This window comes from Streptomyces sp. NPDC060205 (assembly GCF_042728395.1).
GTDB lineage: Bacteria > Actinomycetota > Actinomycetes > Streptomycetales > Streptomycetaceae > Streptomyces.
In genome coordinates, this window is the sequence record NZ_JBHWZP010000020.1 from 1 (window position 1) to 14,309 (window position 14,309).

Below are 14,309 nucleotides of genomic sequence, written 5' to 3' on the forward strand. Positions count from 1 at the left end.
CCCCCATCAGGGGCGCGGGGAACTGCGCAATCTTTTCGCTTTGAGCGGCACAGGGCAGCGGCGGCCGGCCCGGTCTTTCAGGGGCGCGGGGAACTGCGCGGCCGGCCCCCACCGGGCCGCAGCCGACGAGCGACGTCAGACGCCCCCCGTCGGCTACCGGGCCAGCCAAGTCCTCCACGTGCGTTCATGGCCCCGTACCCACTTCTTCGCCGCCTCCTCCGGAGAGAGTTTCTGCTCCGCGATCAGGAGGGAGACCTCGTTCTGGTCCTCGGTCGTCCACTTGAACTTCTTCAGGAACGCGGCGGCCCCGCCACCCGACCGCGCGAAGTCCGCGTTGAGGTACTTGCGCAGCGGCGTGTGCGGATACGCGCAGGCGACGGCGTCCGGATCCGCGTCGCAGCCCTCCTTGTACGCGGGCAGCTTCACCTCCGTCATCGGCACCTTCTCGAAGAGCCACTGCGGCGAGTACCAGTACGTGAGAAACGGCTTCCTCTCCTTGGCGAACTGCCGCATCTGCGTGATCTGCGCCGCCTCCGAACCGGCGAACACCACCTGGAAGTCGAGGTCCAGGTTCTTCACCAGCGCCTTGTCGTTCGTGACGTAGGAGGGCGAGCCGTCGAGCAGCTGCCCCTTGCCGCCGCTCTCGGCGGTGCGCAGCTGGTCGGCGTACTTGTTCAGGTTCTTCCAGTCCGTCACGTCGGGGTGCTGCTTCGCGAAGTACGTCGGGACGAACCAGCCGATGTGCCCGGTGACGCCGAGGCCGCCGCCGTCCACGATCGTCTTCTTGTCCTCGACGTAGCGCTGTTCCTGCTCGGGGTGGCCCCAGTCCTCCAGGATCGCGTCGACGCGGCCCTGGCTGAGCGCGTCCCACGCGGGCACCTCGTCGACCTGGACGGTGTCGACGCGATAGCCCAGTTCGTGCTCCAGCAGGTACTGGGCGACGGCCACGTTGGCCTGCGCCCCGACCCAGGACTGTGTGGAGAGGGTCACGGTTTTCGCGCCCTGCGCGTTGGCGAAGGGCGAGGCCTGCTTGGTCATGTCGGCGGCTCCGCAGCCGGTCGCCAGCACCAGCAGGGAGCAGCCGGCCGCGAGCGCGCCTGACCTCCTGCGTGTCGTACGCGTACGCATCTCAGGCTCCCTTCTTCGTACGGCCCCGCGTCGGTTGCGTGACCCGGTCGAGCATCAGGCCGAGGCAGACGATCGCCGCGCCGGCCACCAGACCCGTGGCCAGGTCGCCCTGGGCGAGCCCGAACACGACGTCGTAACCGAGCGCGCCGCCGCCGACCAGGCCGCCGATGATGACGACGGCGAGGACGAGGACGACGCCCTGGTTCACGGCGAGCAGCAGGGCGGGGCGGGCCAGCGGCAGCTGCACCTGGCGCAGTTGCTGCCAGCCGGTCGCGCCCATGGAGCGCGAGGACTCCATGGCCGCCGGGTCCACGCTGCGCAGGCCCTGTGTGGTGATGCGGACGACGGCGGGCAGCGCGTAGACGACCGCGGCGGCGACCGCGGGGGCCCGGCCGACGCCGAAGAGCGCCACGACGGGTATGAGGTAGACGAACTGCGGCATCGTCTGGAAGACGTCCAGGACGGGGCGCAGGAGGCGTTCGCAGCGCTCGCTGCGGGCCGCCGCGACGGCCGTGCCGAAGCCGAGGACCAGCGTGACCGCGACCGCCGCGAGGACCTGCGAGAGCGTATCGAGGGACGGCTGCCACACACCGAGCACCCCGATCGCGGCCATCGCGAGGACGGCGGTCAGGGCGGTGCGCCAGGTGCCGATCAGCCAGGCGAGCGCGGCGACGGTCAGCAGGACCGCCCACCAGGGCAGCCACTGCAGGCCGTCGCGCACCGGGTTCAGGACACCGGTGGTGAAGTGGGCCGCCCAGTCGGCGGTGCCGCCCACATAGGGGACGCCGGAGTAGAGGTGGTCGGTCATCCAGTCGACGGCGCGGTTCACCGGCTCGGCGATGTTCACGATCCAGGCCTCGGGCCAGTCGAGCCGGCCGGCCAGCCGCCCGGCGACCGCGACGGCCACCGCGGCGACTGCGGCCGGCGCCCAGCCGCGCCCACCGGCCCAACCGGTCCAGCGGAAGCCGGCCCCTTCGGACCCCTCCCCCGCCGAAGCCGCCGATCCCTCCGATCCCGCCGATCCCGCCGCTCCCGTCACCCGGTCCAGGACGACCGCGAGCAGCACGATCGGGATGCCGGCGGCGAGCGCGGCGCCCACGTCGACCGAGGCGAGCGCCTGGTAGACGCGGTCGCCGAGGCCGCCCGCGCCGATGACGGACGCGATGACGGCCATCGACAGGGCCATCATGATGGTCTGGTTGAGGCCGAGCAGGAGTTCCTTGCGGGCGAGCGGCAGCCGGGCCGTGAACAGCCGCTGCCGCGCGGTGGTGCCCAGGGACTCGACGGCCTCCATCACCCCGGCGTCCGCGCCGCGCAGCCCGAGCGCGGTCAGGCGGGCCATGGGCGGGGCCGCGTACACGACGGTGGCGAGCACCGCGGCCGGGACGCCGATGCCGAAGACGAGGACGACCGGCAGGAGGTACGCGAAGGCCGGGAGCACCTGCATGGTGTCGAGGACGGGCCGCAGGGCGCGGTACGTGCGGTCGGAGAGTCCGGCGGCGAGGCCCAGCAGCGCGCCCAGGGCGACGGACGCGAGGACCGCGACCACCATGAGCGCGAGGGTCTGCATGGTGGGCACCCACATACCGAGCAGCCCGCAGGTGAGGACCGCGGCGCCCGTGCCGAGCGCGAGCCGTACTCCGGCGACCCGCCAGGCGATCAGTGCCGCCGCGGCCGTGACGCCCGCCCAGCCCGCGGCGAGCAGGACGAGGTAGACGGCGCGCACGGCGAGGACGACCGCGTTCGACACGTGCCCGAAGAAGTAGAGGAACAGCGGGTGGCTGTCGCGGTTGTCGATGATCCAGGTGCTGGCCCTGCCGAGGGGTTCGCTGAGGTCGACGGTGAGGGCCCCCGGCCAACTGCCGCTCGCCCAGCGGGAGTCGGCCAGCGGCACGAGGACGGCCGCGGCGACGGCGAGCAGGACGAGCTTGCCGACGGCCGGGCGCCGCAGGAAGCCGAGGAGGCCGGGCAGGGCCGTACGGGGAGCGGACGCGGTGGCGGTGGCCATCAGGCCACCCCTTCGCGAGCCGACCCGGCCGAGCCGACGGACCCGGCCGACCCCGCGGACCCGGCCGACCCGGCCAACCCCGCGGACCCGGCGGACGCGACGGACCCGGCCGCCCCTGCCGCCCCTGCCGCCCCCGCCGACCCCGCCGACCCCGCCGACTGGGTGGCCGTCCCCGCCACCACCTCCAGCAGCGCGTCCGAGTCCACGACTCCGAGGCAGCGCCCCCGGTCCACCACGCGGGCGGTCTGCCCCGAGCGCGCGACCGCCTCGATGGCCTGCGAGACCGTGGCCTCGGGCGACAGCGCCGGACCCTCGCCGGCCTCCTGCGCGGACGCGGCCCGCATGGCTCTGCGGACCGTCATGACCTGCTCGCGCGGCACGTCCCGGACGAACTCCCGTACGTAGTCGTCGGCGGGCGAGCCCACGATCTCCTCGGGTGTGCCCAGCTGGACGATGCGGCCGTCGCGCATGAGGGCGATCCGGTCGCCCAGGCGCAGCGCCTCGTTCAGGTCGTGCGTGATGAACACCATCGTGCGGCCCTCCTCGCCGTGCAACCGGATCACCTCCTCCTGCATGTCCCGTCGAATCATCGGATCGAGAGCACTGAACGGTTCATCGAAGAGCAGGACTTCGGGATCCACCGCCAGCGCCCGCGCGAGACCCACCCGCTGCTGCTGGCCGCCGGAGAGCTGACCGGGCCTGCGCTGCTCCATGCCTTCGAGGCCGACCTTCGCGACGACCTCCTGCGCCTTCGCCCGCCGCTCGCGCTTCGGCACGCCCTGGACCTCAAGCCCGTACGCGACGTTGTCGAGGACGGAGCGGTGCGGCAGCAGGCCGAAGTGCTGGAAGACCATGGCGGCACGGTGGCGGCGCAGTGCGCGCAGCCGTGCCCTGTCCATCGCGCGCACGTCCTCGCCGTCGATGGCGATCGTGCCGGCGGTCGGTTCGATGAGCCGGGTCAGACAGCGTACGAGGGTCGACTTGCCCGAGCCGGACAGGCCCATGACGACGAAGACCTCGCCCTTGCGCACATCGAAGCTCACGTCCCGGACGGCGGCCGTGCAGCCGGTACGGGTGCGCAGTTCGGCGGCGGAGAGGGCGGCCAGCTCGGGGTCGGCGGGGACCCGGTCGGCCTTGGGGCCGAAGACCTTCCACAGGCCGTCGACGGAGAAGACGGGCTCGGCGCCCTTGGCGTCCTCGGCACCCGCGCGCTCGGCGGCGGCTTCCTGAACAGAGATCGTCGTACTCATCACGCACCGCCTCCCAGCAGGTCCACGCACTTCTCGCCGACCATGAGGACCCCGATCATCGGGTTCACGGCGGGCATGGTCGGAAAGACGGACGCGTCGGCGATCCGGATGCCGTCGAGACCGCGGATGCGCAACTCGGGGTCCACGACGGCGAGCCGGTCGTCGGCCGCGCCCATCCGGCAGGTGCCCGCCGGGTGGTACACGGTGTGGGCGACCTTGCGCGCGTACTCGCTCAGTTCCTCGTCGCCGGTGACGTCGGGGCCGGGGCACACCTCGCGGGTGAGCCAGTGCGCGAGCGGTTCGCTCCGCGCGATCTCGCGGGCGATTTTGATGCCGTCGACGAGGGTGCGGCCGTCGTAGTCGTCCTCGTCCGTGAAGTAGCGGAAGTCGAGGGCGGGCTTCTCGGCCGGGTCGGCGCTGGTCAGGTAGAGCCGGCCGCGGCTGCGCGGCTTGGGGATGTTCGGGGTCATCGAGACGCCGTGCGCGGGGCGTTCGTAGCCGAGGCGCTCCGGATTGTCCGTGAACGGGATCTGGTAGAAGTGGAACATCAGGTCGGGGCCCGCCCGTTCGGGGTCCCGCCGCACGAACAGGCCCGCGTCGGAGTCCATCGCGGAGTTCTCGGGGATCGGCCCGTCCGTCTCCCAGACGATGACCGACTCGGGGTGGTCGAGCAGGTTCTCGCCGACGCCCGGCAGGTCGTGGGCCACGGGTATGCCGAGCTCTTCGAGGTCCGCGCGCGGCCCGATGCCGGAGTGCAGCAGCAGCCGGGGCGAGTCGACGGCGCCGGCGCACAGCAGGACCTCACGGCGGGCCCGTACGAGGAGTTCGCCGCCGTCCTTCGCCGTCACGTGGACCCCGCGGGCCCGGGTGCCGTCCAGCTCCAGCTTGTGGGCCCAGGTCTCCAGGTACAGGTGGAGGTTGGGCCGCTCGTCCATGAAGGGGTGCAGATAGGCGACGGACGCGCTGGAGCGCTTGTTGGTCTCGGGGTGGTACGCGAGGTCGAAGAAGCCGACGCCCTCGGTGAACGGCTTCCTGTTGAAGCCCTCCACGCGCGGCACACCGAGCGTGGACTGCGCCGCGTCCACGAAGTCGCGGGCGATGGCGTTCCGGTCCTTCTCGTCGACCGGCACGATGTTGTTGCGCAGCCGCGGGAAGTACGCCTCCATCGGGACCGATCCCCAGCCCTCGGCGCCCGCCGCCTCCCACTCGTCCCAGTCGGACGGCAGCGGCTTGAACGCGATGAGGGTGTTGTGCGAGGAGCAGCCGCCGAGGACCCTGGCGCGGCTGTGCCGGATGTGCGAGTTGCCGCGCGGCTGCTCGGTCGTCGGGTAGTCGTAGTCCAGTTCGCCGCCGAGCAGGCCCATCCAGCGGCGCAGGGTCAGGACGTCGTCCCGGTCCACGTCGCTGGGGCCGCCCTCGATGACGGCGACGGTGACCTCGGGGTTCTCGGTGAGCCGGGAGGCGATGACGGATCCCGCGGTGCCGCCGCCGATGACGACGTAGTCGTACGTGTGCTCATGGTCGTGCTTGTTTTCGGGCATGGCGTTGCGCTCCAGCGTGCCTTGTGCGGTGGGGAGTTGACGGTGACGGGGTAGCGGGCGTCAGCCCGCGAACCAGCGGACCGGCTTCGGGGCGAGGTTCTGGTAGACGTGCTTCGTCTCGCGGTACTCGGCGAGGCCCGCGGGGCCCAGCTCGCGGCCGACGCCGCTCTTGCCGAAGCCGCCCCACTCCGCCTGCGGAAGGTAGGGGTGGAAGTCGTTGATCCAGACGGTGCCGTGCCGCAGCCGTCCCGCCACGCGCCGGGCGCGCCCCGCGTCGGCGGTCCAGACGCCTCCCGCGAGTCCGTACTCCGTGTCGTTGGCGAGCGCCACGGCCTCGTCCTCCGTACGGAAGGTCTCCACCGTCAGGACGGGCCCGAAGACCTCCTCCCGTACGACGCGCATCTCGCGGTGGCACTGGTCGAGGACCGTCGGCTCGTAGAAGTAGCCGGTCGCGGGGAGCCGGTCGGAGGGGTCGGGGCGGGCGCCGCCGGTCCGCAGCACCGCGCCCTCCGCCAGGGCGGCGGCCACGTACCCCTCGGTCTTCTCGCGCTGTTCGGCGGAGACCAGCGGGCCGCACTCGACGCCCTCCTCGGTGCCGCGGCCGAGCCGGATCAGCTCGGCGCGCCGGACCAGTTCGGTGACGAACCGGTCCCGGACCGACTCCTCGATGATCAGCCGGGAGCCCGCCGAGCAGACCTGGCCGCTGTGGATGAACGCGGCGTTGAGCGCCTGGTCGACGGCGGTGTCGAAGCCCTCCTCGGTGGCGCAGGAGTCGGCGAAGACGACGTTGGGGTTCTTGCCGCCGAGTTCGAGGGCGACCTTCTTCACCGTGAGGGCGGCGGCCTGCGCGACCTTCGTACCGCTGGCGAGGCCGCCGGTGAAGGAGACGAGGTCGACGCCGGGGTGCTCGGCGAGCCGGGCGCCGACGCTGTGCCCGGGGCCCGTGACGAGATTGGCCACTCCGGCCGGCAGCCCGGCCTCCACCAGCAGCTCGATCAGGGCGACGGTGGTCAGCGGGGTGATCTCGCTGGGCTTGAGGACGAAGGTGTTCCCCGCGGCGAGGGCCGGGGCGACCTTCCAGCTGGCCTGCAGCAGCGGGTAGTTCCAGGGCGTGATCATCGCGCAGACGCCGACGGGCTCGTGCACGACGACGCTGTGGATGTCGTCCGAGCCGGCGTCGACGACCCGGCCGCCGCCCTCACCGACGACGAGATCGGCGAAGTACCGGAAGGCGTCGGCGACGCAGTCGATGTCGACCCGCCCCTCCTCCAGCGTCTTGCCCGCGTCCCGGCTCTCCAGGAGCCCGAGCTTCTCGCGGTCACGGACGAGGAGGTCGGCGACCCGGCGCAGCAGGGCGGCCCGCTCGGTGACGGGCGTGCGGGGCCACTGTCCGTGGTCGAAGGCGCGCCGGGCGGCCTCGACGGCGGCGTCCGTGTCAGGCACCCCGCCCTCGGCGACCTGGGCGAACGGCTTCGCGTCCGCCGGGTCGAGGATGTCCCGTACGGCTCCCGAGGCGGCCGCGCGCCACTCGCCGTCCACGTGAATCGTCTGCTGCGCCTGGTGTCCCGACATGATCCGGTGCTGCCTTCCGTTCCTGTTCCGTGCCCGTCCCTCTCGGGGCCGGGTGCACCTGCCCCTCGGCCCGGATGTCATGCGCGCGCCGCCGCCGAAGTGCGCGGGGTCACTGACAAGCCGCCCGAAACATGGACACTCCGGCGACTCTTTGACTAAAGTCAAAGATTATGGAGCCGGTATCAGCGTCCGTCCCCGGCCGCGGGGTGTCCGCCGCGCACGTGACGGCCCTGCGTCGCTTCAACCGCTACTTCACACGCCGGATCGGCGTACTCGACGATCACTACCTCGGACAGGACCGCCCCCTCGGCGAGGCACGGCTGCTGTACGAGATCGGAGCCGGCGCGTCCCTGCGGGAGCTGCGGACCCGGCTCGGCCTCGACGCCGGATATTTGAGCCGGATGGTGCGCGCGCTGGAGAAACAGGGGCTCGTACGGGTCACCGTGCACCCGGCGGACAGCAGACTGCGCCTCGCGGAACCCACCCCGGCCGGCCGGACCGAACTGGCGGAGCAGAACCGCCGCGCGGACGGCCTCGCCGAGGGCCTGCTGCGCGGACTGACCGAGACCCAGCGGGGCCGGCTGACCGAGGCGGTCGCGGTCTCCGAGCGGCTGCTGCGACTGGCCGCGATCACGGTACGGGCCGTCGGGGCGGCCTCACCCGACGCCCGTGCCTGCCTCGCCGCCTACGCCGCCGAACTCGACGGACGGTTCCCCGAGGGGTACGCCGCCACCGACCTGGTACCGCCGGAGCGGATCGCCGCGCTCCTCGTCGCATACGAGGAGGAACGTGCCGTCGGCTGCGGGGCGCTGTGCGCGCTCGACGCGGACACGGCCGAGATCCGGCATCTGTGGGTGCACCCGCAGGCGCGCGGGCTGGGCCTCGGACGCCGGCTGCTGACGGGGCTGGAGCAGGTGGCGGCCGGGCGCGGCCATCGCGTCGTACGCCTGGACACGCACAGGGTGCTCAAGGAGGCGGCGGCGATGTACCGGAGCGGCGGATACACCGAGATCCCGGCGTACGACGACAACCCGCACGCCGGGTACTGGTTCGAGAAACCGCTCACCCCCGCCGGGGCGGGGCCCGGAACGCACTGATCCCCGGGCGGGCGCCCGGGGATCGGTGACAGGACAAGCAGGGCCCGTGGGCTCCGGTGCCTAGATGAGGCCGAGGGCGCGGACCGCCTCGCGCTCCTCCGCGAGCTCCTGCACCGACGCGTCGATACGGGCGCGGGAGAACTCGTTGATGTCGAGACCCTGGACGATCTCGTACGAGCCGTCCTTCGTGGTGACGGGGAAGGAGGAGATGAGGCCCTCCGGGACGCCGTACGAACCGTCGGACGGGATGCCCATGGAGGTCCAGTCGCCGTCCGCCGTGCCGTTGACCCAGGTGTGGACGTGGTCGATGGCGGCGTTCGCGGCCGAGGCCGCGGAGGAGGCGCCACGGGCCTCGATGATGGCCGCACCGCGCTTGGCGACGGTCGGGATGAACTCCTCGGCCAGCCACTTCTCGTCGTTCACGGTCTCGGCGGCGTTCTTGCCGGCGATCGTGGCGTGGAAGATGTCGGGGTACTGCGTGGCGGAGTGGTTGCCCCAGATGGTCAGGCGCTGGATGTCCGCGACCGTGGAGCCCGTCTTCTTCGCGAGCTGCGTGAGCGCGCGGTTGTGGTCCAGGCGGGTCATCGCGGTGAAACGCTCCGCCGGTACGTCCGGGGCGGCGGCCTGGGCGATGAGGGCGTTGGTGTTCGCCGGGTTGCCGACGACGAGGATCTTGACGTCGTCCGCGGCGTTGTCGTTGATGGCCTTGCCCTGGGGCTTGAAGATGCCGCCGTTGGCCTCCAGGAGGTCACCGCGCTCCATGCCCTTGGTACGGGGGCGGGCGCCGACGAGCAGACCGACGTTCGTGCCGTCGAAGGCCACGTTCGGGTCGTCGGTGATGTCGATGCCCTGAAGGAGCGGGAAGGCGGAGTCGTCGAGCTCCATGGCGGTGCCCTCGGCGGCCTTCAGCGCCGGCGTGATCTCCAGCAGACGCAGCTTGACCGGCACGTCCGCGCCGAGCAGCTGGCCGGAGGCGATGCGGAAGAGCAGGGCGTAACCGATCTGGCCGGCCGCGCCGGTGACGGTGACGTTCACGGGAGTGCGGGTCATGGCGTTCTCCGTATGGCAGCTGACGGTGGGGCGTCCCTGCCCCGGGGTGCGGGATCCCGGCCCTGGCGGCGCGATGATCGATCACCGGTGCCGATGATCGATCTCTCGGCGTCAAGAGAGATCCAGCGGTCAGGCTATCGCGCATCCGGGATCCCGGACGGCCGGGGCCGATGTGGGGCGTCCCACAGGGCCGTGCCCTGCGGTCGGCAGAGCCCGCTGGGCTGGGTGCGTTGTCGGGTGCGGGGCGGTGGGGGCTGGTCGCGCAGTTCCCCGCGCCCCTGAAGGGGCTGCGCCCCTCAAGGACGAAAAGACAGCGCCGTTCCCCGCGCCCCTTAGGGGCGACGAGACTGCGGCGTTGCTCGCGGTCCTTTGGGGTGGGGGTGGCGGCCGTTGATCCGGGAGAGTGGGCCAACGGCCGCCAGGTGGGGGTGCCGGTCGGCGGCTCGGGGGCTGCCATCCTGCAACATTGCGCCGGACTCCCGTGGGGGTACGGTCCGCCTGCCCCGTAGGGCGGCGGCCATTCCTCCCGCACGGCAACGGGCGCCCGGCTCAAGGGAGTCGGGCGCCCGTCCGGGTCGCGAACACCTACTTCGTGCAGCCCTCCACGCCCGACGCGAGCGTCGCGCAGGCCTTCGCCCCGGTGGCGCTCTTCACCGCGACCATCGGGGTGTACGCGTCGGTGTCCGTCTCGACCTCGGCGGTCTGCGCGGCAGCCGAGCCGGCCGATATCCGGACCGTGTCCCCCGCTCCGGCCGCGGTGATACGGGCCCACGCGGCACCGCACGTCTCGCTGTACCGGACCTCGACCTGGGCGGTGCCGACAACGGCCTTCTCCACGGTCTGCGCCAGCGTCCCGCCGCAGCCCATGTTCTCCGGGTCCTTGCCCGCGCAGTCCGTGCCGCTGCACTTGACGCCGACCGGCAGTTCCTTGCTCACCGTCGGACTCGGGGTCGGCTTGGCCTCGTCCTTGCCCTCGTCACCGCCGGAGCTCGTGACGTACACGGCCGCTGCCACCAGCACGAGCGCGCCCACGACCCCGGCGAGGAACATGGTGAGCCGCCGCTTGCGCGGCTCCCCTCCGGGCGCACCGCCGGTTCTCGGCCTGGCGTCCTGAGGCGTGCCCCCGGCCGGACCGCCGGGCCCCGCGGAACCGGCCGAACCGGCCGAACCGGCGGGCCCGTACGCTCCCGGCGGGCCGTAACCGGAGGCACCGGACGATCCCGGGGGCGAGGCCACGACTCCCCAACCGCCACCTCGCGCATCCGCACCGGTCCTCGCGCCGGCACCCTCGCCGCCGCTGCCGGCACCGGCGCCGGCTCCGTAGGACGGCCTGCGCTCGTCCCCCTGTGCCGGGCTCTGCGGAGGCACGGTGGGTGACACGCCGGCCGGGCCCGCGATACCCGGCTTGGGCGCGGTCGCGCTTCCCCCGGCACGCGCCTGCTTCCCGCTCTTTCCCCCCTTGGCCGGAGTCGGCCCGAACTCCCCCAGCGCGGCGCGCGCCTGGGAGATCCTTATCGCCTCCATGGTCATGTCGTGGCGCATCTCCGAACGGCTCCAGGCGCGCTCGGCGAGCTCCCACATCGTCGTCAGATGGACGGGATTGGTCCCGGTCACCTCGGCCAACGCCACGATCGCGCCCTTAGGCGCGAGCAGGCGGCCGTTCAGATACCGCTCCCAGGACGTCTTGCTGTATCCCGTGCGGTCGGCCACGGCGGCGATACTCAGCCCACCGCGGTCGACCAGTCGGCGCAACTGGCTGGCGAACTCCCTTACCTGCGGATCGAGTTCATCCGGCAAGGGCCTCCAACGAGGCATTGGTACCCCCCTCTTCCCCCCGTACGTGCTGGTCTTTTCCCGCATGTGAAGCCCTTGCCGAGTCCCCGTTCCGGCTACCCACAGGGATGCGTTCGGTCAGGATCTCAGTTCCCGGGAGGGGGGCGCACGGGAGCATTCGGGCCTGTGGGCATGCACCGTCGCATGCCCCCTGGTCTGCGGTCCAGTGTCCCACCGACTTGCCGCTCGGCTGACGCGTCGGCCGGACCGTCGGACGGGGACATGCGCGTTCTCGAACTCGTCAACACATCGACACGCAGGGAACACATGCACGACCTCGTGCGTCACTCGCGGCTTCAGGGGGATCACACGCACACCAGGGGCAGATCGGATCGTCGACCGTTCGCCGCCGTCACGATGAGGCGACGGCCGCGGTCGGTCCGCCAGGCTATCGACGGAACCGGTGGCGCGTCCGGCGTCCTGGGCGACCGGTGGCGGCGAGGACACGTTTTGCGCGCCCCGCGCGCGGGAGGTGCCGGAACCGTCACCGCCCTGCCACAGGCGACTGACAGGTATTGAACGCCCGTTGGCACGTCCATGACCCTTGTCCCAGGCGGCGCCCCTCCGCGCTTCGGGGGAGCGGACGGGCGCCGCCGCTTCGGCCCACGCGGCCCCGGCCCCTGAGGGGCGCGGGGAACTGCGCGCTCAGCCACGACGGACCGCCAGATCCCCTCGACGCCCGGCCCCGACCCCGACGGCACCGAACCGGACGGCGCCCGGCGGAGCGCTACCGCTACGTCCTGATCGTGAAGTGCAGCGTGTCGTCCAGGAACGGAAGCTCCAGCCAGGGATTCGGCTGCGCCATCATCGCGAGCAGGGCGATGGTCGCCCCCAGGACGCCGTACGTGACGAGGTCCGTGAACCGGGAGCGGACGGCGAGCATGCCCACGTCGGGCAGCACCCAGCGCATGGCGGCGCCCGCGAGCAGCGCGATGCCGATCAGCAGGGTCCCCGCCTTGAACGCGTCGAGCGCGGTCAGCAGCAGTCCGAGTCCGACCAGTGCGGTGACCGCGAGGATCGGCCACTGCCGTGCGGGCGCGGGCGCTCCGCGGGGGGCCGCCCTGCCGCCGCCCTCGGGCCGCGCGGTGTCGCGGGTGAACAACGGGAACCGCCGCGTGACCCGCCGGGGCCTCCCGTCGGGCCCGGGCGCACTGACGGCGTCACTGACGGTCAACTCGTCGTCCTGAGCGGCTCCGGTGCCGGCTTCCGGCGCCGCTTCAGCAGCTGATCCGGCTTCCGTACCGGCTCCGGAAGCCGATTCCGGAGCCGAACCGGATCCCGCGTCCGGCCCGGAGACCGGGTCCGAGACCGGTCCCGCAGCCGGGTCCGGTGCCGGGCCGGACGCCGACGCCGACGCCGACGCCGACGCCGGGGCCGCAGCCGGGCCGGACCCCGGTCGAACGGCGTCCTGCCGAGCCGGGCCTCCGTTGTCGGCCGGGTCCAGGGCCGAGGCCGAAGCCGACGTCCCGGACTTGGCCGACGCCGACGTCGTGGCCGGAGCCGACGCCTCAGTCTTGGCCGACGCCGATGTCGTGGCCGGGGCCGAGTCCGGGGCCGGAGCCGACGCCTCAGTCTTGGCCGACGCCGACGTCGTGGCCGGAGCCGACGTCTCGGCCGGAGCCGACGTCTCGGCCGGGGCCGAGTCCGGGGCCGGAGCCGGCGTCTCGGCCGGGGTCGGGGCGTCGGCCCGGTCCCGGACTTCGTTCTCCGTGGAGGTCACGGCATCCTCCGTAGGGATCGCCCCCTCGCGGTCAGCCGGCACTGCGTTCCGCCGCCTCGACCACGTTGACGAGGAGCTGGGCGCGGGTCATCGGGCCCACTCCGCCCGGGTTCGGCGAGATCCACGCGGCGACCTCGGCCACCCCGGGGTGGACGTCGCCCACGATCTTGCCCTCGGCGTTGCGGGAGACGCCGACGTCGAGGACGGCCGCCCCCGGCTTCACGTCCTCGGGGCGGATCAGGTGCGCGGAACCCGCCGCGGCCACGATGATGTCGGCCTGCCGCAGATGCGCGGCCAGATCACGCGTACCGGTGTGGCACTGCGTGACCGTCGCGTTCTCCGAGCGCCGCGTGAGCAGCAGCGGCATCGACCGGCCGATGGTCACACCGCGGCCGACGACCACGACCTCCGCGCCCTTGATCTCCACTCCGTACTGCCGGAGCAGGGTCAGGACGCCGTTCGGGGTGCAGGGCAGCGGGGCCGGCTCGTTCAGGACGAGGCGGCCGAGGTTCATCGGGTGGAGCCCGTCCGCGTCCTTGTCCGGGTCCATCAGTTCGAGGATGCGGTTCTCGTCGATGCCCTTGGGAAGCGGCAGCTGCACGATGTACCCGGTGCAGGCCGGGTCGTCGTTGAGCTCGCGGACGACCGCCTCGATCTCCTCCTGCGTGGCGGTCGCGGGCAGTTCACGCTGGATGGAGGCGATACCGACCTGCGCGCAGTCGCGGTGCTTGCCCGCGACGTACTTCTGGCTGCCGGGGTCCTCACCGACCAGGACGGTCCCGAGTCCGGGCGTGATGCCCCTCTCCTTCAGGGCCGCCACGCGGACGGTCAGATCGGACTTGATCGCGGCTGCGGTGGCCTTGCCATCGAGAATCTGGGCGGTCATGGGCCCATCCTCGCGGATGACCGGGCCCCGGTTCCAATCCGGCCCCCCGCCCACGGCCCCCGGCCTCCCCGGACGCCCCGTCCCACCCCGTCCCTGTCCCGCTTCGCCCCATGATCGACGAGGTTGCACTTGCACAACGCAGCCGGTATCCGGCTGGACAAATAAGTGACGCGTTAAGGACGATGAATGACACAGTGCCGCGGACAGTACCGGGGGGACGAACC

Annotated in this window: 10 protein-coding genes; 1 reads left to right on the top strand and 9 read right to left on the bottom strand. The window is 72.5% G+C overall.

What is annotated here, in order from left to right; genetic code table 11:
- Positions 1–153: 153 nt before the first annotated feature.
- The 5 genes from ACFWGJ_RS05665 to ACFWGJ_RS05685 are packed head-to-tail and all read right to left on the bottom strand — an operon-like array spanning position 154 to position 7,499.
- A complete protein-coding gene (locus tag ACFWGJ_RS05665; protein WP_387321298.1) occupies positions 154–1,128 on the bottom strand; it encodes an ABC transporter substrate-binding protein in 975 nt (324 codons plus the stop codon).
- 1 nt (position 1,129) lies between these two features.
- Positions 1,130–3,136 carry an ABC transporter permease gene (locus ACFWGJ_RS05670; RefSeq protein ID WP_387321299.1) on the bottom strand — a complete coding sequence of 669 codons (2,007 nt, stop codon included), beginning with the start codon at positions 3,134–3,136 and terminating at the stop codon, positions 1,130–1,132.
- Positions 3,136–4,386: a glycine betaine/L-proline ABC transporter ATP-binding protein gene (locus ACFWGJ_RS05675; protein ID WP_387321300.1), complete on the bottom strand. Its 1,251-nt coding sequence runs from the start codon at positions 4,384–4,386 to the stop codon at positions 3,136–3,138. The genes ACFWGJ_RS05670 and ACFWGJ_RS05675 overlap by 1 nt, the downstream gene beginning before the upstream one ends.
- Complete coding sequence (locus ACFWGJ_RS05680) at positions 4,386–5,927, bottom strand: GMC family oxidoreductase (protein ID WP_381832764.1); 1,542 nt, start codon at positions 5,925–5,927, stop codon at positions 4,386–4,388. The genes ACFWGJ_RS05675 and ACFWGJ_RS05680 overlap by 1 nt, the downstream gene beginning before the upstream one ends.
- Positions 5,928–5,987: 60 nt before the next feature.
- On the bottom strand, positions 5,988–7,499 hold the full coding sequence (locus tag ACFWGJ_RS05685) for an aldehyde dehydrogenase family protein (RefSeq protein WP_387321301.1): 1,512 nt from the start codon (positions 7,497–7,499) through the stop codon (positions 5,988–5,990).
- A gap of 170 nt (positions 7,500–7,669) precedes the next feature.
- Here ACFWGJ_RS05685 and ACFWGJ_RS05690 point away from each other — a divergent pair, with 170 nt between their 5' ends.
- Positions 7,670–8,596 (top strand): GNAT family N-acetyltransferase, encoded by a 927-nt coding sequence (locus tag ACFWGJ_RS05690; RefSeq protein WP_387321302.1) that lies wholly within the window; start codon positions 7,670–7,672, stop codon positions 8,594–8,596.
- 60 nt (positions 8,597–8,656) lie between these two features.
- Here ACFWGJ_RS05690 and ACFWGJ_RS05695 read toward each other — a convergent pair whose 3' ends face one another.
- The 4 genes from ACFWGJ_RS05695 to ACFWGJ_RS05710 form a co-directional block, all read right to left on the bottom strand.
- Positions 8,657–9,646 carry a malate dehydrogenase gene (locus ACFWGJ_RS05695; protein WP_210880743.1) on the bottom strand — a complete coding sequence of 330 codons (990 nt, stop codon included), beginning with the start codon at positions 9,644–9,646 and terminating at the stop codon, positions 8,657–8,659.
- A 585-nt stretch (positions 9,647–10,231) separates the two neighbouring features.
- On the bottom strand, positions 10,232–11,461 hold the full coding sequence (locus ACFWGJ_RS05700) for a DUF2690 domain-containing protein (protein ID WP_387321303.1): 1,230 nt from the start codon (positions 11,459–11,461) through the stop codon (positions 10,232–10,234).
- Positions 11,462–12,212: 751 nt separating this feature from the next.
- Positions 12,213–12,923 (bottom strand): DUF3017 domain-containing protein, encoded by a 711-nt coding sequence (locus tag ACFWGJ_RS05705; protein ID WP_387321331.1) that lies wholly within the window; start codon positions 12,921–12,923, stop codon positions 12,213–12,215.
- Between the two features lie 307 nt (positions 12,924–13,230).
- Entirely contained in the window at positions 13,231–14,085 is an 855-nt protein-coding gene (locus ACFWGJ_RS05710) for a bifunctional methylenetetrahydrofolate dehydrogenase/methenyltetrahydrofolate cyclohydrolase (RefSeq protein WP_387321304.1), read from the bottom strand.
- Positions 14,086–14,309: the final 224 nt, after the last annotated feature.